At 67.4% G+C, this 22,560-nt stretch carries 19 protein-coding genes; 3 read left to right on the top strand and 16 right to left on the bottom strand.

Features of this window, described 5'->3' with window-relative positions:
• Position 1: 1 nt before the first annotated feature.
• The 12 genes from AT699_RS12110 to flgB all read right to left on the bottom strand — a co-directional run bounded on the left by AT699_RS12110 (position 2) and on the right by flgB (position 12,756).
• Positions 2-1,918, bottom strand: coding sequence for a methyl-accepting chemotaxis protein (locus tag AT699_RS12110; RefSeq protein WP_058207301.1), 1,917 nt, complete (start codon positions 1,916-1,918; stop codon positions 2-4).
• A gap of 140 nt (positions 1,919-2,058) precedes the next feature.
• Positions 2,059-3,318: a flagellar hook-associated protein FlgL gene (gene flgL / locus AT699_RS12105; RefSeq protein ID WP_020927344.1), complete on the bottom strand. Its 1,260-nt coding sequence runs from the start codon at positions 3,316-3,318 to the stop codon at positions 2,059-2,061.
• A gap of 48 nt (positions 3,319-3,366) precedes the next feature.
• On the bottom strand, positions 3,367-5,043 hold the full coding sequence (gene flgK, locus AT699_RS12100) for a flagellar hook-associated protein FlgK (protein WP_024068632.1): 1,677 nt from the start codon (positions 5,041-5,043) through the stop codon (positions 3,367-3,369).
• A 73-nt stretch (positions 5,044-5,116) separates the two neighbouring features.
• Positions 5,117-6,100 carry a flagellar assembly peptidoglycan hydrolase FlgJ gene (flgJ, locus tag AT699_RS12095; protein WP_006385241.1) on the bottom strand — a complete coding sequence of 328 codons (984 nt, stop codon included), beginning with the start codon at positions 6,098-6,100 and terminating at the stop codon, positions 5,117-5,119.
• Between the two features lie 5 nt (positions 6,101-6,105).
• A complete protein-coding gene (locus AT699_RS12090) occupies positions 6,106-7,242 on the bottom strand; it encodes a flagellar basal body P-ring protein FlgI (RefSeq protein ID WP_006385242.1) in 1,137 nt (378 codons plus the stop codon).
• 2 nt (positions 7,243-7,244) lie between these two features.
• Positions 7,245-7,937, bottom strand: a complete 693-nt coding sequence (locus tag AT699_RS12085) for a flagellar basal body L-ring protein FlgH (protein WP_006385243.1) — start codon at positions 7,935-7,937, stop codon at positions 7,245-7,247.
• Positions 7,937-8,722, bottom strand: a complete 786-nt coding sequence (flgG, locus tag AT699_RS12080; RefSeq protein WP_020927340.1) for a flagellar basal-body rod protein FlgG — start codon at positions 8,720-8,722, stop codon at positions 7,937-7,939. The genes AT699_RS12085 and flgG overlap by 1 nt, the downstream gene beginning before the upstream one ends.
• A 69-nt stretch (positions 8,723-8,791) precedes the next feature.
• The gene (locus AT699_RS12075) at positions 8,792-9,553 is read right to left on the bottom strand and encodes a flagellar basal body rod protein FlgF (RefSeq protein ID WP_006385245.1); all 762 of its coding nucleotides are present in this window, start codon (positions 9,551-9,553) and stop codon (positions 8,792-8,794) included.
• A 38-nt stretch (positions 9,554-9,591) separates the two neighbouring features.
• Positions 9,592-11,079, bottom strand: coding sequence for a flagellar hook-basal body complex protein (locus tag AT699_RS12070; protein ID WP_006385246.1), 1,488 nt, complete (start codon positions 11,077-11,079; stop codon positions 9,592-9,594).
• Between the two features lie 71 nt (positions 11,080-11,150).
• Complete coding sequence (locus AT699_RS12065) at positions 11,151-11,846, bottom strand: flagellar hook capping FlgD N-terminal domain-containing protein (RefSeq protein ID WP_006385247.1); 696 nt, start codon at positions 11,844-11,846, stop codon at positions 11,151-11,153.
• A 60-nt stretch (positions 11,847-11,906) separates the two neighbouring features.
• Complete coding sequence (gene flgC, locus AT699_RS12060; RefSeq protein ID WP_006385248.1) at positions 11,907-12,326, bottom strand: flagellar basal body rod protein FlgC; 420 nt, start codon at positions 12,324-12,326, stop codon at positions 11,907-11,909.
• A gap of 22 nt (positions 12,327-12,348) precedes the next feature.
• The gene (gene flgB, locus AT699_RS12055) at positions 12,349-12,756 is read right to left on the bottom strand and encodes a flagellar basal body rod protein FlgB (RefSeq protein WP_024068631.1); all 408 of its coding nucleotides are present in this window, start codon (positions 12,754-12,756) and stop codon (positions 12,349-12,351) included.
• Positions 12,757-12,924: 168 nt separating this feature from the next.
• On the opposite strand from flgB, the gene flgA reads away from it, so the two are divergent.
• The 3 genes from flgA (at position 12,925) to AT699_RS12040 (ending at position 14,572) form a co-directional block, all read left to right on the top strand.
• On the top strand, positions 12,925-13,638 hold the full coding sequence (flgA, locus tag AT699_RS12050) for a flagellar basal body P-ring formation chaperone FlgA (RefSeq protein ID WP_024068630.1): 714 nt from the start codon (positions 12,925-12,927) through the stop codon (positions 13,636-13,638).
• Between the two features lie 127 nt (positions 13,639-13,765).
• Positions 13,766-14,059: a flagellar biosynthesis anti-sigma factor FlgM gene (gene flgM, locus AT699_RS12045; protein ID WP_006385251.1), complete on the top strand. Its 294-nt coding sequence runs from the start codon at positions 13,766-13,768 to the stop codon at positions 14,057-14,059.
• A 36-nt stretch (positions 14,060-14,095) separates the two neighbouring features.
• Complete coding sequence (locus AT699_RS12040) at positions 14,096-14,572, top strand: flagella synthesis protein FlgN (RefSeq protein WP_026385116.1); 477 nt, start codon at positions 14,096-14,098, stop codon at positions 14,570-14,572.
• A gap of 80 nt (positions 14,573-14,652) precedes the next feature.
• On the opposite strand, the gene flhF is transcribed toward AT699_RS12040, so the two are convergent.
• The 4 genes from flhF to AT699_RS12020 form a co-directional block, all read right to left on the bottom strand.
• A complete protein-coding gene (flhF, locus tag AT699_RS12035; RefSeq protein ID WP_024068628.1) occupies positions 14,653-17,466 on the bottom strand; it encodes a flagellar biosynthesis protein FlhF in 2,814 nt (937 codons plus the stop codon).
• Positions 17,463-19,583 carry a flagellar biosynthesis protein FlhA gene (gene flhA, locus AT699_RS12030; protein WP_020927334.1) on the bottom strand — a complete coding sequence of 707 codons (2,121 nt, stop codon included), beginning with the start codon at positions 19,581-19,583 and terminating at the stop codon, positions 17,463-17,465. The genes flhF and flhA overlap by 4 nt, the downstream gene beginning before the upstream one ends.
• A 3-nt stretch (positions 19,584-19,586) precedes the next feature.
• Entirely contained in the window at positions 19,587-20,741 is a 1,155-nt protein-coding gene (flhB, locus tag AT699_RS12025; protein WP_006387520.1) for a flagellar biosynthesis protein FlhB, read from the bottom strand.
• A 196-nt stretch (positions 20,742-20,937) separates the two neighbouring features.
• Positions 20,938-22,485, bottom strand: a complete 1,548-nt coding sequence (locus AT699_RS12020) for a methyl-accepting chemotaxis protein (protein ID WP_223203318.1) — start codon at positions 22,483-22,485, stop codon at positions 20,938-20,940.
• Between the last annotated feature and the right edge of the window lie 75 nt (positions 22,486-22,560).

Below are 22,560 nucleotides of genomic sequence, written 5' to 3'. Positions count from 1 at the left end.
GTCAGAAGGACTCCCAATCGTCGTCGGCCGGCGGCGCGCGGCGGGCAGCCGACGGTGCCGGTTTGACGGGTTTGACATCGGTGGCATCGGTGGTCTTGACGACCGGCCGGCGCAGGGGCCTGGCCGCCGTCGCGCCGCTGTTGGCCGTCGGCCGGGCACGGGCCGGCTGGGCCAGCCGCGGCGCCGGCGCCGCGGGCGGCGTCACCGGGGAATGATCCGGCTCTGCCGCGGATTCCGGCTTGGCAGCCGCCTGAACGGCAGGCTTGGCGGTCCTGGCGGCCGGAGCCGGTGCTTCGGTCTGCGCTGCGGCAACCCGCGGCGCACTGTGTTGCTGCGCCAGCTGGCGCGCCGGCACCTCGATCACGTCGCCCGCGTTGATCTTGAACACGGCCACCGCCTCGGCCAGGCGCTGCGCCTGTTCCTGCAGCGAACCGGCCGCGGCCGCCGCCTCTTCCACCAGCGCCGCGTTCTGCTGCGTCACTTCGTCCATCTGCGACACCGCGCGGTTCACCTGGTCGATGCCGCTCGATTGCTCCTCGGACGCCGCCGAGATCTCGCCCATGATGTCCGTCACACGCTTGACCGACGCCACGATCTCCTGCATCGTCGCGCCCGCGCGCTCGACCTGCTGCGAACCGGCGCCCACCTTGCTCACCGAGTCCTCGATCAGGCCCTTGATCTCCTTGGCCGCCTGCGCGCTGCGCTGCGCCAGCGAGCGCACTTCGCCCGCCACCACCGCGAAACCCTTGCCCTGCTCGCCCGCGCGGGCCGCTTCCACCGCCGCGTTCAGCGCCAGGATGTTGGTCTGGAACGCGATGCCGTCGATCACCGACACGATTTCCGAGATCTTGCGCGAGCTGGCCGAGATGCCCTGCATCGTATTGACCACCTCGGCCACCGCCGAACCGCCGCGCTCGGCAACGTCCGACGCGCTGGCCGCCAGCTGGTTCGCCTGGCGCGCGTTGTCGGCGTTCTGCTTGACCGTCGAGGCCAGCTCTTCCATCGAGGCCGCGGTTTCCTCCAGCGAGGCCGCCTGCTGCTCGGTGCGGCTGGACAGATCGGTGTTGCCGGCCGAGATCTCGCGCGAACCGACGTTGATCTCGTCCACGCCGCGGCGCACGATCGCCACGGTGCGGGTCAGGCTTTCCTGCATGCGCTTGATGGCGGCGAACAGTTGGCCGATTTCATTGGTGCTGCGCACCTCGATACGGCCGGTGAAGTCACCGCCCGAGATCTTCTCGAAATGATCACCCGCCTCGTGCAGGGGCTTGAGCACCGTGCGGTTGATGAATATCCAACAGCCGATCGCCAACACCAATGCGATCACCAGCAAGGCGATGGTGACGCTGCGAGATACGCCGTGGTCGACCGCTGCCTGCGCCGCGAACTCGTCGGTGCGCTTGTCGATGAAGCTGAGGTAGTTATCGACAGCTTCGCGGAACTTGGTATTGACGTTGCTGGCGGAGTCGTTCAGGTTCAGATAGTCCTGGATCGCCATATTGGACAGCGCGGCCGCCTGCCCCTTGAGGACGGTGTCGTACTCCTTGAGCGCGGCTTCCAGCGCCTGGCCGAGCGCTTCCGTGCCCTCCAGCGGCGGCGCCTTGCGGAAGGCATCCATCATCTTGAAGGCATCCTGCATCAGGCCTTCGGAACGCTTGGCCTGCGCCGCCGCCTGTTCGGTCTTGCCCTGCTGCATGTCCATCAACGACGTGGACAACAACAGGCGCGCGCGCAGGAAAACGGTGTAGGCACGGTTGAGCGGCACCGCCCGGTCCGTATAGGCGCTGTTGATCTGGTCCAGCTTGGTGTTGCTGGAATTCAAGCCCATCCAGGCCACGCCATTGGACAGGAACATGGCACCCGTGAAGAGCAACAACACCAGAATGATGCAGGTGCGAACTTTCAAATTGACAAGCATGAAATACCCGACGTTATGCGAGGTGAAACGACAAAATTCCTACCCTGTACGCACACACGGACGCTCCGGTATCCACCGGAAGCGTCCGTAAGGGCGCGCAACATGCCGCGCCCATGGGCACGGCCTATGGACTCACCGCGTTATTTGCGGCTGAACAGACTGGATCCTTGAATGGTCATGAATGCGGCCGACGCGGCCTGCAAGGCCACCTGGCGCAGCGCCAGCTGGCTGGCGCCGGAGTAGTAGTCCAGGTCCTCGAGATCCGACAGCGACTTCGAATAGGACAGGCCCTTCTGCGTGCCGGTGGCGTCCAGCGCGTCCAGTTCGTTCATGCGGGCGCCCACCGACGCCGCGACCGTCTGCACGTTGTCGTAGTTGGTGGACAGCTTCTTGTTGGCCGTGGCCAGTTCGTTGTTCAGCTTGGCCAGGGCGACCGGGTCGCCGGCAATCGGCGAATCCAGCGTCTTGATGAGGCTGTCCAGCGTATTGAACATGTCCACGTCGGCCGACTGCACGCTCTGCACGTCGATCACGTCGCCGTTCTGGGGCGTGCCTTTGATCACCACCGACACGCCGCCGAAATCGATGGCGGCATCCGGCGTGTACACGGTCGGCGCGGCCGGCGGCGCCGGCGTGGTGACGGGCGGCACCGGCGGGTTGGCATTGGGATCGGTCGTGATGACGCGGTAGCCCATGTTGCCGGTGGCCGGATCCGATTCGAACTGCAGGCGGAAATCCTTGCCGATATTGGGGCTGCCCGGCGTCACCGACACGGTGCTGAACTGGGCGGTGCCGGTGTTGGCCTGCGCGGCGGTGCTGACGTAGGCCTGCGAACCCGGGTTGGCGCGGTTGAAGATGTCGCTGCCGATGTCGCTGGTGGACATCTGGCGCGACTGGTCGACCTGCACGGTGCGTTCGCCCGTGGCGCCGCTGTAGACGATCTTGCCGTTGGTGTCCTGCGAATAGGGCACCACGCCGCCCTGGTAACCCGAGAACAGGTATTGGCCGTTGCCATCCGTGCTGTTGGCCAGGCCCAGCAGTGCGTCACGGGCGTTCTTCAGGGCGGTGGACAGCGCCTGGCGGTCGCTGTCGGCGAAGGTGCCGTTGCCGGCCTGCACCACGCGGGTACGCACGTCGGCCAACGCCGTCGTGATGGAGTCCAGGACGTTGTTTTCCTGGCCGAGGTTGGTCTTCGCCGTGTTGCGGTTGAGCTGGTACGTCGAGTTCATGCTCTGCGTCTGCGCCACGTTGATCGCCAGCGAGGCGGACAGCGGATCGTCGGCCGGCGTCAGGAATTTCTTGCCGCTGCCCACCTGCTCGACCAGGCGGTTCATGTCGGATTCCTGAGCGAGGACGCCCTTCAGGCCGTTCGAATACATCATGGAGGTGCTCAGGCGCATGGGGAAGCTCCGATTTTTTCTTGATAGGTCACGATTTCAACGATCCGATCAGCCGCGCAGGCCCAGCAGCGTATCGAACAGCGTGCTGGCGACGTCGATGATGCGGGCGCTGGCCTGGTATTGCTCCTGGTAGAGCGACAGGCTCACGTATTCTTCGTTCAGGTTCACGCCCGAAACGGCCTGCTGCGCGGCGGTCTTTTGGGCGATGAGGTTCTTCTGCGCGGTGTTGGCCGATTGAATCTGCGCGGTCTGCACGCCGACGGTGTTGACCACCTGCCCGAACATCTCGGTGATGCTCATGGTGCCGTGGCCCAGCACCTTGGTGTTCTGCAGTTGCGCCAGCTTGAGCGCGTTCTTGCCGTTGGCGTCACCGCCATCGGTGTCGGCCGCGGCCACTTTCTCCGGGTCGGTGATGATCACCTTGATGTCGCGCGCGGCATCGCGAGTGGGCGCCAGCGCCCACTTGTCGCCAGCCTGCGGCGGCGAGTCGATCGTCAGCGTGACGCCCATCTCGGCGTTCAGGTCCAGGGTGGCGGTGGGCGGCGTGCCGGTGGCCGGGCCGTTGTAGACCTGGGTGCCTTCCGGCAGGCGCGTCACCATGTAGTTGGTGCCGTCGAAACTGATTTCGTAGTCTTTGGCGTTGATGTTGTTCACGTTGGTGAACTCGCCGCTGATCTGCGCGCCGCTCTTGTTGCCGGCGTTCGGCACGCCTTGCGGCTTGCCGATGCTGAAGAAATCGGTGCCGGGATTGCCGGCGGTGTCCAGGCCCTGGCGGTGCTGCTCGTTGAACGACAGCGCCAGGCCCACGGCCATCTGGCCCAGTTGCGCCTGCATGAAGTCCAGCGAGGTGGCGCGGAACTGCAGCAGGCCGCCCAGCTTGCCGCCGGTGACTTCGGCGTCGTTCAGCTCAACCGCCACGGTCTTGCCGCCGGAACCGGCCGGCAACGTATAGGCGATGACGGTGCGGCTGACGTCCTTGGCGGACGACACGGCCTGCAAGGGATAGACGGTGTCGCCCGACAGCAGCGCCTGCCCGCCCGAAGCCAGCGAGATGCTGAGCTTGTCGCCCTGCTCGTAAGTGGTGACGCCGATCAGCTGGTTCAGTTCCGACACGGCCTGGTCGCGCTGGTCCAGCAGGTCGTTGGGCGGATTGCCGCCGGCCTTGGCGCGGGCGGTGGAAATCTGGCTGTTCAGGTCGTTGATGCGGGTCAGGTAGCTGTTGACCTGTTCGACCGTGGTGGTGATCTGCGTGTTCAGGCCCAGGCGCTGGTTCTGCATTTCCTGGTAGGCCGAACGGATCTGGGTGGTCAGGCTGTTGGCCTTGCCCAGCAAGTCCTGGCGCGCGGCCGGATCCGCCGGCTTGCTGGCCACGGTATTCATGCTGGTGAAGAAATTGGTCAGCCCCGGGGCGATGCCCACGGTGCGGTCGGCGAACAGGTTGTTGACCTGCGACACCTGGTCGAGCTGCGCCTGCAGCTGGGCGCCGCTGCCCTGCGCGCCCACCAGTTGCTTGTACAGGAAGCTGTCGTAGCTGCGCACGACGGTGTCGACCTGGACGCCGCGGCCGATGTAGCCGTTGGTGGTGGCCTGGGCGCCGGCGGTCGAGATCATGACGCGCTGGCGGTTGTAGCCGACCGTGGTGGCATTGTTGATATTGTGGCCGGTGGTCGCCAGGCCTGCCTGGGACGCATTCAGCCCGCCCAACGCCAATTTATACAGATTCATGCTGACAATGCCCCGTATGTAACCGCAACTGATATGTCTGGATACCCGGTTAACGGCAACCGGCCGTCCAAATTTAGAGTCCTTCCAACATCTGGCGCGAAATATCCACCTTGGCGGCGGCGCCACGCAGCTGGCTCATGACACCGATCAATTTCTGCGCATACTGCGGATCGGTGGCATAGCCGGCGCTCTGGATGCGGCGGGCCGCCTCGATCTCGTTGCGGGCCTGCGTCACGGCTTCGTAGCGCGGGCTGTTGCCGATCAGGCGGGCGTAGTCGGCGAACGATTCCTCGTAGGACGAATAGGCCCGGAAAGGTTGCGTCACTTTTTTCGCGACGCCGTCTTCGTATTCGGTGGTCAGCACGTTGACGACCTTGCCCTTCCAGCTGGGGCCGGCCTTGATGCCGAACAGGTTGTAGCTGGTGCGGCCATCCTCGTGCTTGATTTCGCGCTGGCCCCAGCCGGACTCCAGGGCCGCCTGGCCCATGATGAGGCGGGCCGGAACGCCGCTTTGCTGCGAGGCCAGCGTGGCCGCGCGCGACATTTTCGAGACGAAATTGATGACGTGCTCGGGCGCGCCTTCGGCCGCGGCCAGGGCACGGTCGCTGGCGCGGTTGTTGCGCATCACGTCCATCAGCGCCGACACCTGCCGCGAGCCGCCGGTCTGGAAGTCCAGGTCGGTGCCCTGCCCCAGGCGCTGCACCGCCTCGGCCGGCAGATCGCCCGGCTTGCCCTGCTGCATCTGTGCCAGGATCGATTGCGACAGACCGATGCCGGGCGTGGCCAGGTGCAGCGCCAGCTGCTCATCGGCCATGGATTGCAGCATCTGCGTCTGCTGCGAGTCGAACAGCCCCTCTTTCGGGGTCGCCTCGCGCATGCGCTTGAGCATCATCTGCAGGAACAGCGCCTCGAACTGCTTGGCGACCTGCTTCTGCTGTTCGGTCCCGGGGTTGGCCGGATCCTTGGTCACATCGCGCTTCAGGTCCGACAGGCGCCCCATGTCGAACACGGAATCCTGGCGGCTGCCCAGGCGCGCGGTGTTGTTGGTGTACGCCATGGCGGTCAGATGATCTCGAGCTCGGCGCGCAAGGCGCCGGCGGTCTTCATGGCCTGCAGGATCGCCAGCAGGTCTTGCGGCGTGGCGCCCAGCGCGTTCAGGCCCTTGACCACGTCGGCCAGGTTGGCGCTGGTGGTGACGCGCTGCAGCGAGCCGTTGTCCTGGCGCACTTCGATCTGGGTATTCGGCACCACCACCGTCTGCCCTTCGGTGAACGGCGTGTCCGGCTGCGACACCTGGTTCTGGCGGTTGATGATGACCGACAGGTTGCCGTGCGCCACGGCGGCCTCTTCGATCATGACCGTGCGGTTCATGACCACCGAGCCGGTGCGGGCATTGATGATGACCTTGGCCACGGTGGGCGCGCGCGTCACCTGAAGGTCCTCGACCTGCGACAGGAAGCGCGCCTGCGACGCCTGCTCCATCGGCGTGCGCACCTGCACCACCCGGCCATCCAGCGCGGTGGCGGTGCCCTGCCCGAACTTGCGGTTCAATGCGTTGACCACGTTCTGGGCGGTGCCGAAGTCGGTATTGTTCATCTCCAGGTAGATGTAGCCGTCGCGCGCGAAGGTGGTCGGCACGCCGCGCTCGACGATCGCGCCGCCGCTGATGCGCCCGCCGTTGAGCTGGTTGATCTGCACGCTGGAACCGCCAGCGGAGGCGCCCGCGCCGCCCACCAGGATGTTGCCCTGGGCGATCGCGTAGACCTGGCTGTCGGCGCCCTTGAGCGGCGTCATCAGCAGCGTGCCGCCGCGCAGGCTCTTGGCGTTGCCCATGGACGACACCACCACGTCCAGCGTCTGGCCGGGCCGGGCGAAGGCCGGCAGGGTCGTCGTCACCATGACGGCCGCCACGTTCTTGAGCTGCATGTTGCTGCCGGCGGGCACGGTGATGCCCAGCTGCGACAGCATGTTGGTCAGGCTCTGCTGCGTGAACGGGGTCTGGCGCACCTGGTCGCCGCTGCCGTCCAGGCCCACCACCAGGCCATAACCGATCAACTGGTTGCCGCGCACGCCCTGGATGGAAGCCAGGTCCTTGAGCCGTTCGGCATGCGCCGCCGAAGCGCCGGCCAACAGCCCCGCCGCGACACAGACGCGCGCCAGCAGGGACAGCAAGGCGGAAATCGGAGTGGGTTGTTTCATGTTCAGAACGGCGAAGCGATCAGGAAGAAGCGTTGCAGCCAGCCCATGGTCTGGACCTCGTCCATGACGCCCTTGCTGCGGTATTCGATGCGGGCGTCGGCCACCTGGGTGGACGACACGGTGTTCGTCCCGGTGATCGAGCGCGGATCGACCACGCCCGAGAAGCGCACGTATTCGCTGCCGCGGTTGATGGCGATCTGCTTTTCCCCGGCCACCTGCAGGTTGCCGTTGGACATCACGCCCACCACGGTGGTGGTGATGGTGCCGGTGAAGGCATTGTTGGCGGTGCTGTCGCCCTTGCCCTGCGCCACGTTGCCGCCCTTGGCGTCGGTATTCAGGTTGGCATTGGCCCAGCTGTCCATGAAGGACGGCGCGGCCGTGATGCCCAGGCTGGCGCTGCCGCTGCGGTTGGTGTTGGTGGCGACGTTCTTGGAGGCGTTGGTCTTTTCGTTCAGCACGATGGTGACGATATCGCCAACATTGCGCGGACGACGGTCCTCGAACAACGGGTAGTTGCCGTAAGTCGTGGGCTGGTAGATCGAACCGGTGGGCTGCGCCGCCGGCATCGGCGGCGGCGGCGGTGCCGCCGTCGTCGGCCCGGTCACGATGGGTTCGGGCGGGATCATGGCGCAACCGGCCACCAGCAAAGCCAGGGCAGCACTCGAAACCAGGCGCAGGACAGACGACATGGGCATCACAGTTGGGTCAGGCGGGCCAGCATTTCGTCCGAGGTCTTGACGGCCTTGCTGTTCATTTCGTAGGCGCGCTGGGTCGTGATCATGTTGACCAGTTCCTCGGCGACGTTCACGTTGGAAGTTTCGACGTAGTTCTGCATGAACGTGCCGGCGCCGTCCACGCCGGGCTGCAACAGGTTGGCCGGACCCGAGGCGTCGGTTTCCAGGTACAGGTTCTCGCCCACGCTCTGCAGGCCCGTGGGGTTGATGAACGTGGCGATCTGCAACTGGCCGATCTGCACGTTGACGCCGGCCGCGCCCGGTTGCGTCACCGAGACGATGCCGTCCTTGCCGATGGAGATCGACAGGGCGTTGTCGGGCACGTTCATGGGCGGCTGGATCACGTAGCCGCTGACGGTGGTCAGCTGGCCGTTCTGGTCGCGCTGCAGCGCGCCGTCGCGCGTATAGGCCTGGGTGCCATCGGGCAGCTCGACCTGCAGGAAGCCGCGGCCATTGATCGCCACGTCCAGCTCGCCGCCGGTGTTGTTCAGGCCGCCGGTGGTGTGGATGCGCTCGGTGGCGGCCACACGGGCGCCAGTGCCGAGCTGCAGGCCCGACGGCAGCTGCGTCGCGTCGCCGACCTGGGCGCCGGGCTGGCGCAGGGTCTGGTACATCAGGTCCTGGAACACGGCGCGGCCACGCTTGAAGCCGTTGGTCGAGACGTTGGCCAAGTTGTTGGAAATCACGTCCATCGAGGTCTGTTGACCTTCCAGGCCCGTCTTGGCAATCCACAGCGAACGCATCATGATGAAGTACTCCTGGTGCGGCGGCCCGGCCGCGCGCGAAAATTATTTGGTTCGGATCGGCTGACCGGATCAGGAAACCGAGAGGATGCCGTTGGCGCGTTCGGCGTTGCGATCCGCCTGCTGCACCACCTGCATCTGCTGCTCGAAGCGGCGGGCGTTTTCGATCATGCCCACCATCGCCGCCATGGGATTGGTATTGCTGCCTTCCAGCACGCCGGACAGCACCCGCAGGCTGGGGTCGGCCGGCACCGGCGGGGCCGGCTGGCCGTTGACCGGCGCCAGGCGGAAGACGCCGTCGTCGCCATGCACCAATTGCGCCTCGGGCGGATTGGCCAGCTTGATACGCCCCAGGTTGAGGATGTTGTTGGGCGCGTCGCCGGCGCCGATGGCGGTGATGGTGCCGTCCGAGGTGATCGTCAGCGCGGCCTGGTCGGGCACGTCGATGATGCCGTTCTGGTCGGACATCACCGGCTGGCCCAGCGAGGTCTGCAACAGGCCGTTCACGCCCACCTGCAGGCTGCCGGCGCGGGTATAGGCCTCGCCCTGCGGGGTCTGCACCGCGATCCAGCCGTTGGAGCTGGCCAGGGCCACGTCCAGGTCGCGGCCGGTGGTCTGCATGTTGCCCATTTCGAAGTTGTTGCGGGGCGTCGACGCCACCGTCGAAACACGCGTCGGCAGGCTCACGCCGTCATTCACCGGAACCGACCGGTACAGCGCGATCTGCTCGCGAAAGCCCGGCGTGTTCACGTTGGCCATGTTGTTGGAGAGCGCGGCCTGGTGCTCCGTGATCCGCGCTGCGCCATTCATGGCGGTGTAGATGATTCGATCCATTGCCTATTCCGTCGGTGTCGTCGCGTGCCCGTCAGGCATTACTTCAGGTTCATCAGGACTTGCATGATCTCGTCCTGGGTCTTGATGGTCTGCGAGTTGGCCTGGTAGGTGCGCTGGGCGATGATCATGTTGACCAGTTCCTTGCTCATGTCGACGTTGGACGACTCGGTCGCCTGGCCCACCACCTTGGACAGGCCGTTGCTGCCCGGCTGGCCGAGGATCGGCTGGCCCGACGTGGCGGTTTCCTTCCAGGCGTTGTTGCCCACCGGCTGCAGGCCCTGCAGGTTGGCGAAGTCGGCCAGCACGATGGTGCCGACGATCGAGGTCTCGCCGTTGGTGTACTGCGCCACCAGGCTGCCGTCGGCGCCGATGTTGATGCCGCGGAATTCACCCGAGGTGTAGCCGTCCGGCACGGCCTTGAGCGCGTAGGCGCTGCCGTACTGGGTGGTGCCGGCATAATTCACGGAGACAGCCAGCGGATCGGCCGGCGTGGTGCCGCCGCCCGGGGCCGCGAACGACAGGTTGACCGTGGTGGCGCTGGTCATCACGCCCGCCTTGTTGAAGGTGAACTGGGTCGGGTTGCCCCACACGCCGCCCGTCTCGGTGGTCGGCGCCATGGCCTGGCCGTCAATCGAGTAATAGACGTCGTAGACGCTGTTGCCCGCGGCGTCGGCGGCGCGCTTGACGAAATACTGCATCACCTGGTGCGAGTTGCCCAGCGAGTCGTAGACCGTCATGGGCGAGGCGTTGGTGTAGCTGGTGGTGACCTTGGGGTCGAACGGCTTGCCGACCTCCGTCACGGCCGCGGTGTAGTCCTTGTAGCCGGGCACCTGGGCCAGGTTGCCGGTCGTGACGGCGCCGGCGGCGTCGATCGTGATCAGGTTGGGCGCGGCGCCATAGGTGCCGGCCGGCGGCTGGTTCACCCAGACGATGTTGCCGGTTGCGTCGCGCGTGAAGTTGTACTGAGTGGCGGGCGAAGCCGGCGTGGCACCGGTCATCGTCACCGAGCCGTTCACGGGCGGCGCGGTCACCGTGTCGACCTGGTAGATGACCTTGGCGTTGGCGTCCAGGTTGGCGACCGTGGTGGCCGTGGTGGTGGCCTTGGGCGCGACGTTGGCGGTCGGCAACTGCAGTTCGACCGGGTTGGCGCCGATCGCGCCCGCGGGGTAGCCGGTCAGGCGATAGCCCTGCGCGTTGACGATGAAGTTGTTCTTGTCGACCAGGAATTCGCCGTTGCGCGTGTACATGATCGCGCCGCTCTCGTCCGTGACGCGGAACATGCCCTTGGCGCCGTCGATGGCGATGTCGTATTCGCCGCCACCGCCGTTGACCGTGCCCACCGTGAAACGCTGGGTGATGGCCGCCACCTTGGTGCCCAGGCCGACGCGCGAACTGGCGTAGACGTCGGCGAACGAGGCGGTCGACGACTTGAAGCCGACGGTGCCCGAGTTGGCGATGTTGTTGCCGATGACGTCCAGGTTCTGCGCCGCGGCGTTCAAGCCGCTCAATCCTTGTCCGAAGCCCATGTTTTCTCTCGCTGATCTCTAAATTTTGAAACCGCCGCCGTGGCGCCGGCTGATAATCAAACCGGCCCGCTTCAGCCGATCACCTTGCGCACGTCCAGCATGCTGGTCTGGCCATCCAGGCCCATGTCCAGACGCAGGCCGTTGGTGGAGTAAGCCACGCTCTTGACCTTGCCGTACTTCAGTACTTCGGCGGCCACCTTCTTGTCGTCGCCGTCCGTGGCCAGGACGGACACGGTGTACGCGCCCGCGTCCAGCGCCACGCCGGCGTCGTTCTTGCCGTCCCAGTCCAGCGTGTACACGCCGGCCTTCTGCTCGCCCAGTTCGATGGTGCGCACGACCGCGCCGTTGCTGTCGGCAATGCGCACCTGCACCTTGGCGGCATCCTTCTGCAGATCGATGCCGTAGGGCGTGACCACGCGCTCGGCGGGATTCTCGGTACTCACGCCCACCTTGACGTTCGAGCCAGGCACCAGCACGCCCTTGCCGATCATCGCCACGGCGTTCATCGATTGGGACACGTCGATCTGGCCGCTGATGGCCAGCATGGTGTTCTTGAGATTGGTGATGCCTTCCACCGTGGAGATCTGCGCCAGCTGCGAAGTGAGCTCGGCGTTCTGCATGGGGTTCAGCGGATCCTGGTTCTTGAGCTGCGTCACCAGCAGCTTCAGGAACTGGTCCTGCAGGCCCTGCGCGGTACTGGCGCTGTTGGCGCCGGTTTGCGCCAGGCCCATGGCGGTCTTGCTTGTGGTTTGGTCGACAGTGGTCATGAGTTCGCTTGATCAGGAGTCATTTCCGCGCGGGCGGCGCGGGCGCGCAGAGTTCTTGAATCAGGATTGGCCGATGGTGAGCGTCTTCTGCATCAGGCTCTTGGCGGTGTTCAGCACCTCGACGTTGGCCTGGTACGACCGCGACGCCGCGATCATGTTGACGGTTTCCGCCACGGGGTCGACGTTGGGCATGCTGACATAGCCCTGGGCGTCGGCCAGCGGATGCTTGGGGTCGTAGACCTGCTTGAGCGGAGACTGGTCCACCACCACGCCGGCCACCCGCACGCCGCCGATCTCGCGGCCCAGCGCCTGGCCGGCCGGGGGATTGACCTGGAACACCACCTGGCGGGCGCGGTACGGCTGGCCGTCCGGGCCGACCACGCTGTCGGCGTTGGCCATGTTGCTGGCCGCCACGTTCATGCGCTGCGATTGCGCGCTCAGCGCCGAACCGGCGATATCGAAAATGCTCAACAAGGACATTGCCTGCGGTTCCCTATGAAAATCAATCCTGGATGGCGGCCATCATGGTGCGGATACGCCCCGACAGCAGCTGCATCGTGCTTTGGTAGTGCAAGGTGTTGTCGGCGAACTGGACCCGCTCGATGTCCATGTCGACCGTGTTGCCGTCCATGCTGGGCTGGTAGGGCAGCCGGTACAGCATCTGGGTCGGCCCTTCGGACACGGCCTTCGCCGGGATATGGCGCGCCGAGGTCAGCGTCAGCGACGTGTCGGGCAGGCGCTTGGAGCCTTCCATGGCGTTCTGCATCGCCGTCTTGAAATCGAAATCGCGCGCCTTGTAGTTCGGCGTGTCGGCGTTGGCGATGTTCGAGGACAGCACTTCCTGGCGCTGCGCGCGCAGCCCCAGGGACTGCTGGAAGAAGCGGAAATCTTCGTTAAGCCGGTCTAGCATCGGGTCGCCTTCAATACGGATGAAACCCGGGACAGCGGACGCACCGTTATCCCATTGGATGACGGCATCATAGGGTCGGGTGGCACAACACAATCAGCCAAATAACCCGTCATTTCTCATCCAATTCACGTATTGCCAAGCGACGCGGCCTTCTACAATTCAGACATCATGAAATTCCCCGCAAACCTCCGCGCGCGCGCTGCCTGCCTGGCCGCCCTGCTGCTGGCGCCCGTCGCCTCGGCTCGGGCGCAAGAGGCCGCCGTCCAGGCGCCCGAGGCAATCACCATTGCCGCGCAGGCCTATTTGCTGGAACAACTGGCCGGCCTGCCCGGCGAGCCCTCGGTCGCCATCGACCCGCCCCGGGCCGAACGGCTGGCCCCTTGCGATGCATTGTCCCCATTTATGCCGTCAGGCATGAAGCTCCGTTCGCGCATGACGGTGGGCGTGCGCTGCAACGGCCCCAAGGCCTGGACCACCTACGTGCAGGCCACGGTCAGCGTGCCGGGCCATTACTATGTCGCCTCGCGCATGATCGCGGCAGGCCAGGCCCTGACGCCCGCCGACCTCGCCCCGCGCGACGGCGACCTGGTGGCCCTGCCCCCTGGCGTCATCACCAATCCCCAGACCGTGGTCGGCATGACGGCGGCCTACCGCATCAATGCCGGCCAGCCGGTCAAGGGCGCCGCGCTGCGCAATGCCCAGTCGGTGGTGCGCGGCTCGAACGTGCGCATCAACGCCCGCGGCAAGGGTTTCGTGGTCAGCAGCGAAGGCCAGGCGCTGGACAATGCGGCGCCCGGCGCCACGGTCCAGGTGCGCACGGCCAGCGGACAGGTGGTCAGCGGCGTGGTGCGCAATGCGGGGTTGGTCGAAATACAACTATAGGTACTGTTACATATCGCGTTGCGGCAAGCCGCCGCCTACCCTAAAGTTCCTTCCGACCTTGTCGTTACAGAGGCATAAGTAGGCGGATCCGTCGCAAATCGACCCAGGACGCCCTGCGGAGAAAACCTTGAAAATCAATTCGACCACCAACCGGCCCATCTCGGCCGACGCCGTCAGCCCTCGCGCCGAATCCTCGGTCGCCCAGGCCTACGGCGCCGGCGGCGGCAGCGGCGCCAGCAGCTCGCAAGTCGCGCTGAGCTCGGCCTCGCGCAAAATGCTCGCCCTGCAGGACGGCTCGAACGACATCAACGTCGAACGTGTCGCGGCCATCCGGGCGGCCATCGCCTCGGGCCAGCTCAAGATCGACACCAGCCGCATCGCCGACGGCCTGATCGCCAGCGCCCGCGACCTGCTGAAGTAACCCCATCGCCTTCCGACCGTACGCCAGAGCATGACCATGAGCCCAGTCGAGTCCCTGCAAGCCTGCCTGCGGCAGGAAGACACCTTGATCACCGAGTTTTCTTCCATCCTCGAAGAAGAGACCAAAGTGCTGGTCGGGCCGGGCAACGTCGACGCGCTGCATGACATCACCGAACGCAAGAGCCAGGTCGCCCAGCAGCTGGTCGACCTGAGCCAGACGCGCGACGGCCTGCTGGCCGAGATCGGCCTGCCCGCCGGGCACGCCGGCACCGAACAGGCCGCCGTACTGCATCCGCAGCTGTCCGGCGTCTGGCAGGCACTGCTGGCCAAGTCCGCCTCCGCCAATGAGATCAACCTGCGCAATGGCGCCCTGATCGACGTGCACCTGCGCTACACCCAGCAATCGCTGGACGCGCTGCGCAACCTGGGCGGCATGGGCGGCCCGTCCACCTACGACGCGCAGGGCCGCGGGGCCCGCGCCACGCCGGGCCGCAAGTCGATCGTCGCCGGCTAGCCTCTCCCTGCTTCAAAAACAAACAGCCCGCATCCGCGGGCTGTTTGCTTTCGAGGCCCCGCAGGGCATGCGGGAACCGTTCAAACGCCTCCGGCCATTTCCAGCATCGCGAACATCTTCAACAGCGCCACCGGCAATAGCCGGCCCGTGAGCTTGCGCTCCGGACTGACCACGCCCGACAGGGTGGCGCGCACGCCGTCCGCCGTCGGCGCGTGCGCCAGCTGCCAGCAGGCCGCGCCGAGCTGGCCCGCCAGGAGCGACTGCCGCGCCAGCGTGTGGGCGCCGTCGACCGCGGGCAACGCCTGCCAGGCGTTGGCCATGTAGCGAAAGCCCGCGCGCGCTTCTTCCTGCAGCACCAGCCAGCGCGCCACCGTGGCGGCATCCGCCTGGCTGGCCGCAAGGTTGGTCAGGCCAAACAGCTGGCCCGCGACCTCGCCGCTGGCGGTATCGATCAGCCGCGCGCACACCAGGCGCAGGCGTGTTTCTTCGCCCCGGCCGGGCAGGCCGATCTCAGTGCCCGAGGCCCACAGCGCCAGCGGCGCCGGGCGGGCGCCCGGCACGGCCCGCAGGCCCGGCATGTCGCCCGGCTGCCCCACCGGCAGGTAGCCGACGCTCTTGCCGACCGCATTCAGGTTGGTCGGGCATTCATCCTGGATCACGCGCATGCCACCCGGACTGCGCGCCACCCATGAGGCCCCCTGCCCGCTCAGGCTCTGCCACAGGGCCGAGGTGCCCGCTTCCAGCATATGCACCAGCGGCAGGCGGGCCAGTTGCTCGCCCAGCCAGCGCACCCGCGCCTCCAGCGCCAGGGCCGTATCCGGCTGCGCGGCCGCCGCCGGCGCGAACGAGGACAGCATGCCGTGCGGCAGCACCAGTTGCTGCGCCGGCGCCGCCAAGGCCGCGCCCCGGTCGCTCATCAGCATCGCGCTGAGCAGCGTGCCACCGGGCAAGCCCTCGCCTTTCATGCTGGTCTTGCCGTGCATCGCCAGCAGATGCCGGCCGCAGGCCGTGGGGAACTCGCGCCGCGCCATCGCCAGCGGCGTTTCACCCAACGCCGACAGGCTGGAGCCGGCGCCGTCGCTGACGTATTCGCGCCAGGAAGCGCGCGCCTGCACGCAGGCCGGATCGCTATCGAGCCAGCCCAGGGTGTCGTCCAGATTCTGGGCGGCTTCGATCGAGCCCGCGCCGGCTTGCGGACGCAGGATGGCGGACGCCAGCAGTTGCCGCCGCCGCGCCGGATCGACGGCCTCGGTCTCCCGGGGCGTCGACCACAGCGACGCCATGTCGGCCTCGCTGGGCGCATACAGCGCGCGGGCGCGCTCGACCATGGCGAAGGCCCGGTCGATCAGTGCATCGGCGCGCGCCAATTCAAGGTGCTCGGGCACCTTCTGGCCGATCGACGAATAATGGATCGGCAGCCGGTGGCGGATCGCCGTGTCCAGCGCGGCGCCCAGGCGCGAGGCCTCGTCCAGCTTGGTGATGATGCAGCCGGCCACGTCCTCGCCCACGCCATTGCGGTAGGCATGCGCGACTTCGTCCAGCGTATCGCCCTGGCTGGCGGCATTGAGCACCAGCAGCCGGCGCACCGGCTTGCCGGCGTTGCACAGCATCGAGGCCTGCTCCGCCACCTGGCGATCGCGCTGGCTGATACCCGTGGTGTCGATCAGCACGATCTTGCGGTTGCCCAGTTCTCCCAGGATGCGGCGCAGTTCGCCCGCGTCGCGCACCGAATGCGCCGGCACGCCCATCAGGCGGCCATAGATCTGCAATTGCTCGAGGGCGCCGATCCGGAAATTGTCGGTGGTCAGCATCGCCACCTGTTCGCGGCCCTCGCGCGCCACGCAGCGCGCCGCCAGCTTGGCCAGCGTGGTGGTCTTGCCCACGCCGGTCGGGCCGACCAGCGCATACACGCCACCGCCCAGGAATTCATCTTCCGAACCCAGCACGGGCAGGTGCGTGACGAGTTCATTGCGGGCCCAGGCCAGCGCCGCCTCGGGCGTCGCGCCCGCCGGCATGCGTTCGACCAGCGTGCGCACCAACTTGGTGCTGAAACCGGCATCCAGCAGGCTGCGGAACAAGGCGGCGCCCGCCGGCTCGCGGCCAGGCCCCTGCCGGCCGCCCCAGAGCAGCCCGTCCATGCGGCTTTCCAGCGCGCCGCGCAACGCGCTGATGGCGTCCTGCAACCCGGCCGCCGCGTCGTTGGGCAGGGCCGCGGGCGGCATCGCCGGGCCATTGCGCAACGGCGCGTCCGGCATGCGCGCCATGGGCGATGGCGCAACGGACGGCGCCGGGCGTTCCATTGGCGCAGGCGCCGCGGGCGGCGCCGGGCGCGCCGGCGGCAAGGCCGGCATCTCCACTCGCACCGGCGCGGCGGGGGCCGAAGCTGAGACGACCGGCGCCGCCGGCGGCACGGCTTCGGGCGGCGCCTGGCGGGCGACGGGCTCCTGCAGGACTTCCTGCTCCGGCACGCCTGGCGTGGCGTAGGCCGACTGATAGGCGGCAATCGAGCGCGACGGCACGGCGTAACCGGGCTGCGGCGCGGCGGGCGGCGCGATCGGCGCGGTATGGGGAGGAGGCGCCATGGCGGCATGCGCGCCCAGGCCATAGGACGCGGGCATGGCCGGCGGCGGTTGCAGGCGCGGCGCGACCGGGGCCGGCTGGGCCTGCGGGGCGGGCGTGCCGGCCGCGCGCGCGTAGCCGTCGGCGTAGCCGCGCGGCGCGGGTTCCTGCGCGTGCCGCTGCGCATCATCGAAAGCGCCGTCGACGGTGGCCAGCACTTCGATGCCGCCATCCACGCTACGGTTCGACACGATCAGCGCGTCGGGTCCGAGCACCTGGCGCACCTGGCGCATCACGTCCCGGCTGTTGGCTCCAAAGAAGCGGCTTATTTTCATTGCCCATTACCTCCGCCGATGAGCGCGGTCACGCGGACCATGCGTTCATCGGGAATTTCCGTATTCGACAGCACGCCCAGCTGCGGCAGATGGTGGCGCAGGAAGCGCGACAACGGCGCGCGCAGCACCGGCGACACCAGCAGCACCGGCGCGTTGCCCTGCGACTCCTGGCGTTCGACCGCCGCCTGGGTTTCGCGCAGCAGCGTATCCGCCAGGCCTGGCTCGAGGCCGCCGCTGGTCGTCAGCGCCTGCGACAGCACGCGCTCGAGCTTGACGTCCAGGCCGATCACGCGCAACTCGCCCTCGCCCGGGAACCACTGCTGGGTGATGGCGCGGCCAAGCGAGCGGCGCGTCAGCGCGATCAGCTCGTTGATGTCGGGTTGGCCGCCCGAACCCGCCGCCAGCGCCGCCAGGCGCGGCCCATGCTCGGACAGCGTATCGATGATGGTGCGCATGTCGCGGATCGGCACTTCCTCGGCCAACAGGCCCTGCAGCACCTTCTGCAGCGCCGTGAGCGACAGCGTCTTGGGCACCAGGTCCTCGACCAGCTTGGGCGCGTCGCGGCCGATGCGGTCCAGCAACTGCTGCACTTCCTGGCGGCCCAGCAGGTTGGAGCCGTGGCGGTGCATCAGGTGATTCAGGTGCGTGGCGACCACGGTGCCGGCATCCACCACCGTGTAGCCCACCACCTGGGCCTGGTCGCGCAGACTGCCGTCGATCCACAGCGCCGGCAGGCCGAAGGCCGGATCGGTGGTGGGCGTGCCCTTGATCTGCATGGTCACGCCGCCCGGGTCGATCGCCAGCCACTGGCCCGGCATGGCCACGCCGTGACCGATCTCGACGCCGGACAGCAGGATGCGGTAGTCGTTGGGCTTGAGCTCCAGGTTGTCACGGATGTGCACCACCGGCGGCAGGAAGCCCACGTCCTGGGCAAATTTCTTGCGCAGGCTGCGGATGCGGTGCAGCAGTTCGCCGTTCTGGGCGTGGTCGACCAGCGGGATCAGGCGGTAGCCGACTTCCAGTCCAAGCTGATCCACCATCGAGACGTCGTCCCAGCTGGCTTCGGCCGCGGCGGCCTGCGCCTGCGTCACCGCCTGCTGCGGCGCTTCGCTGGCCGCCACCTCGGCCGCCTTGCGCCGCTTGTGCATGGCCCAGCCGCCCCAGGCCAGCGCGCCGGCCAGGGTCAGGAAGGCGATGTGCGGCATGTTGGGGATCAGGCCCATGATGCCGATGATGCCGGCGGTCAGGAACATCACGCTGGGGTTGGAGAACAGCTGGCTGATGATCTGCTGGCCGATGTCCTGGTCGGTCGACACGCGCGACACCACCACGCCGGCGGCGGTCGAGATCACCAGCGCCGGGATCTGCGCCACCAGGCCGTCGCCGATGGTCAGCAGCGTGTAGACGCGGGCCGAGTCGCTCATCGACATGTCGTGCTGGGCCACGCCCACGATCAGGCCGCCGATGATGTTGATGGCCATGATCAGCAGGCCGGCGATGGCGTCGCCGCGCACGAACTTGCTGGCGCCGTCCATCGAACCGAAGAAGTCGGATTCCTGCGACACCTCGGCGCGGCGCTTGCGCGCCTCGTCCTCGCCGATCAGGCCGGCATTCAGGTCGGCGTCGATGGCCATCTGCTTGCCGGGCATCGCGTCCAGCGTGAAGCGCGCGCCGACTTCGGCGATCCGCCCGGCGCCCTTGGTGATGACGATGAAGTTGATGATGGTCAGGATGATGAAGACGATGATGCCGACGGCGAAGTTGCCGCCCACCAGGAAGTGGCCGAAGGCCTCGATCACCTTGCCGGCCGCGTCCGGGCCGGTATGGCCGTGCAGCAGCACCACCCGGGTCGAGGCAACGTTCAGCGACAGGCGCAGCAGCGTGGCGAACAGCAGCACGGCCGGAAAGGCGGCGAAGTCCAGCGGCTTGCGGGTGAACATGGCCACCAGCAGGATCATCACCGACAGCGCGATGTTGAAGGTGAACAGCAGGTCCAGCAGGAAGGTGGGCAGCGGCAGCACCATCATGCCCAGCACCATCACGATCAGGATGGGACCGGCCAGAAGCCGCGCGTGCGTGGCTCCGTTGCTTTTCAACATGGTGAGCAGAGCGCTCATTCCTTAAGCTCCTTGTGCTGCGGTTTTGGCCTGCGGGTCCAGCGCGGCCGGCACGGCCAGGGACGTCGGCGCCGTCGGTTCGGCCCCCCATCCCGAGCGCCACGAGCGCAACTGGAATACCCACGCCAGCACTTCCGCGACCGCGGTGTATAGCTCGGCCGGGATTTCCTGCCCCAGCTCGACGTGTTGATGCAGGGCGCGCGCCAGCGGCGGCGCCTCCAATGTGGGAATGCGATGTTCGGCGGCCAGTTCGCGGATCTTGGCGGCGATCAGCCCGGTGCCCTTGGCCAGCACCCGCGGCGCGCCGTTCTTGTCTTCCTCGTACTTCAGCGCCACGGCGTAGTGGGTCGGGTTGGTCACCACCACGTCGGCCTTGGGCACTTCGGACATCATGCGGCGGCGCGCGGCCTGGCGCTGCTGCTGGCGGATGCGGGCCTTGGTATGCGGGTCGCCTTCGCTTTCCTTGTGTTCCTGGCGCACGTCTTCCTTGGACATGCGCAGCTTCTTGAGGTGGCTCCAGATCTGCCATGGCACGTCCAGCAGCACGATCACCAGCAACGAGGCGACGATGAAGGCGCAGCACATCGCCACCAGGCTCAGCGCCTTGGTCAGCGCGGCCGACGGCGCCACGTGCATCAGGCCCAGCATGTCGTCGTGGTAGCGCCACAGGATCCACACCGCCACGCCACCCACCAGCATCGCCTTGGCCAGCGCCTTGATGAGCTCCACCACGGTCTGGGCCGAGAACATCCGCTTGAGTCCGGCGAACAGGCTCAGCTTGGAGAAATTCGGCGACAGCGGCTTGCCCGAGATGACGATCCCGCCCAGCAGCACGCTGGACAGCACCGCGATCACCGCCAGCAGGCCGAAGATCGGCAGGATCACCATCAGCGCATGGCCGAAGCCGTTGACGGCCTGTTCGACCATCACGCCCGGGTCGGCCACCACGCGCTGGTCGAACGCCAGCCCGTTGCGCAGCACCCCGCTCAGTCCCTTATAAATCGTGCCGCCGCCGGCCCAGATCGCCCCGACACCGACGGCCAGCATCATGAACGTGCCCAATTCCCGGGAACGCGCAATCTGCCCCTCCTCGCGCGCCTTTTCCAGGCGCCTGGGAGAGGCGGCTTCGGTTTTCTCGAGGTCGCTTTCTTCGGCCATGCTCTGCGGTATCGTTGCGGCTCGCGGATTTTCGGATTACGAGCTGCCCGCCGAGATTCTAGGAGGCCTGGCCCTTTGGCGATAAGCCAAGAAACGGGGGGAAAGCGGCGCTATTCCCGGATGCGCCAGGCCTGGCCCCGGCCCGGGCGCCGGCGGACTTGTCCGCCCCGCCCCGCCCGTCCCGCAACGGCGCCGCTCAGCCGGCCGCCGCCACCGCGCCGCGGGGCGCCGCGCCGGCCTCCAGCGCGGCCTGGAAACGCACGTAATCCAGCCCGATGCGCACCGCGCCCCAATGTTCCCCGTCCAGATACAAAGGCACGGAAATATCGTTGACGATCTCCCCCGTGTCACGGGAGTAGGTCTGAAACAGCAGGGTTTCCGTGTTCGCGGCCAGGCGCGCCCCGACCGGATCGTCGAAGATCCGCTTGTGCCGCACCCGCGCGATATCCTGCGCCGGATCGCCGCTGGGGGGGTGCGAATAGCGGCTGTTGTGGGCCGGCGCATAGCCCCGCGCATCCACCAGCAGCGCGTAGCTGCCGCCAGGCACCGCCTCCAGCACGCTGTCCAGCAACTGTGTCAGCGCCTCGTCGATGCCGCGGTCATAGGCCGTGTGGTAGCGCGGCGGCTCGCTGCCGGCGATCCGTTGGTAGTGGCGATCGAACACATCCAGGCCGCGCGCCCGCGCCTGTTCCAGCAGCCGGGTCGCGGCCGCCCGGAAGGCGTCCAGCGCCTCGGACAGGCGGTCGAACGCGGTATTGCCGGTCCGCATGTCCGACAGCACCTCCTGCACGCTTTCGGTCTGGCGCCGGATGCGATCGATCTCACCGGACATGCTCGCCACCCGCTCGCGCACGTCGGCGCTCAGCGCCGCGATACGGCTCACGTCCTGGCTCATTCCGTGGTTGGTGGCATCGACCTCGCCGATGGCCTGCACCACCTCGCCCACCTGGCGATTCATGCTGTCGAAATCCCGCACGAAATGCTGGAAATCCTGGCGCGTCTTGTCCAGCACCGCGCCCGAGGCGTCCACATCCTCGCGCAGCGTGCCGGTCTGGCGCTGGGTCGAATCGACCAGCTCCAGCATTTCACCGGTGTGGCGGCCGATATCGCTGGTGGCCGCATTGACCCGTTCGGCCAGGCGGCCGACCTCGCTGGCCACCACGGCGAAGCCGCGGCCGGCGTCGCCGGCGCGGGCCGCCTCGACCCCCGCGTTCAGGGCCAGCAACTGCGTCTGCAACGCGATGTCCTTGATCAGCTTGCTGATATCTCCCACCGACCGGGCGCGATCGGTCAGCTGGCCCACCACATCGGTGAAGGCGGCCATCTCCCGGGTCATGCGGTCGACCCGCTCCTTGACCTCGGACAGCTCCGCCAGCGCCTGCTCGGCGGCGCGCAGATTCTGGCCGGACACGTCGGCGATCTCGCGCGCGTGGGTGGACGTGGATGCCGACAGCGCCGCGATCTGCGCGCCGCTGGCCGCCAACGCCTCGGCCGCCCGCGCCTGTTCCTGCGCCAGCTGCGCGCAGCGGCCGGCCTGGAATTGGGTCCGGGCGGTATTCAAGGCGATCTCGATGCTGGATTGCCGCACCGTGGCGATCCGGCCGCGGATGCCGGCCAGGAAGCGATACAACGGCCATGCGGCCGGACTGAACGACAGCGGGCGTTCCGAGAGCGTGGCGCGGCCGTGGTTGAGCCGGCGCAACAAACCCCAGATGCCTCCGAATCGGAATGTGGATCTGGCCAAGATGGCACCTCCTTGTGCGGCCCGGATCGTCTTCTATGGACATCCGTTGCCTGGGCGCGCGCGCCCGTCTCCTAC

The organism is Achromobacter xylosoxidans (assembly GCF_001457475.1).
GTDB classification, from domain to species: Bacteria; Pseudomonadota; Gammaproteobacteria; order Burkholderiales; family Burkholderiaceae_B; genus Achromobacter; species Achromobacter xylosoxidans.
Note: the sequence above shows the minus strand (reverse complement) of the source record. Positions and strands in the feature narration are given on the sequence as shown.

Coding starts and splice junctions, on each gene's coding strand:
- flgC (WP_006385248.1), bottom strand. CDS start 12,326: ATGTCCTTGTTGAGCATTTTCGATATCGCCGGTTCGGCGCTGAGCGCG.
- AT699_RS12065 (WP_006385247.1), bottom strand. CDS start 11,846: ATGACCACTGTCGACCAAACCACAAGCAAGACCGCCATGGGCCTGGCG.
- AT699_RS12090 (WP_006385242.1), bottom strand. CDS start 7,242: ATGAAACAACCCACTCCGATTTCCGCCTTGCTGTCCCTGCTGGCGCGC.
- AT699_RS12110 (WP_058207301.1), bottom strand. CDS start 1,918: ATGCTTGTCAATTTGAAAGTTCGCACCTGCATCATTCTGGTGTTGTTG.
- AT699_RS12040 (WP_026385116.1), top strand. CDS start 14,096: ATGAGCCCAGTCGAGTCCCTGCAAGCCTGCCTGCGGCAGGAAGACACC.
- flgJ (WP_006385241.1), bottom strand. CDS start 6,100: ATGGCGTACACCAACAACACCGCGCGCCTGGGCAGCCGCCAGGATTCC.
- flgB (WP_024068631.1), bottom strand. CDS start 12,756: ATGCTAGACCGGCTTAACGAAGATTTCCGCTTCTTCCAGCAGTCCCTG.
- AT699_RS12070 (WP_006385246.1), bottom strand. CDS start 11,079: ATGGGCTTCGGACAAGGATTGAGCGGCTTGAACGCCGCGGCGCAGAAC.
- flhB (WP_006387520.1), bottom strand. CDS start 20,741: ATGGCCGAAGAAAGCGACCTCGAGAAAACCGAAGCCGCCTCTCCCAGG.
- flgG (WP_020927340.1), bottom strand. CDS start 8,722: ATGATGCGTTCGCTGTGGATTGCCAAGACGGGCCTGGAAGGTCAACAG.
- AT699_RS12075 (WP_006385245.1), bottom strand. CDS start 9,553: ATGGATCGAATCATCTACACCGCCATGAATGGCGCAGCGCGGATCACG.
- flhA (WP_020927334.1), bottom strand. CDS start 19,583: ATGAGCGCTCTGCTCACCATGTTGAAAAGCAACGGAGCCACGCACGCG.
- flgK (WP_024068632.1), bottom strand. CDS start 5,043: ATGAATCTGTATAAATTGGCGTTGGGCGGGCTGAATGCGTCCCAGGCA.
- AT699_RS12085 (WP_006385243.1), bottom strand. CDS start 7,937: ATGCCCATGTCGTCTGTCCTGCGCCTGGTTTCGAGTGCTGCCCTGGCT.
- flgL (WP_020927344.1), bottom strand. CDS start 3,318: ATGCGCCTGAGCACCTCCATGATGTATTCGAACGGCCTGAAGGGCGTC.
- flhF (WP_024068628.1), bottom strand. CDS start 17,466: ATGAAAATAAGCCGCTTCTTTGGAGCCAACAGCCGGGACGTGATGCGC.
- flgA (WP_024068630.1), top strand. CDS start 12,925: ATGAAATTCCCCGCAAACCTCCGCGCGCGCGCTGCCTGCCTGGCCGCC.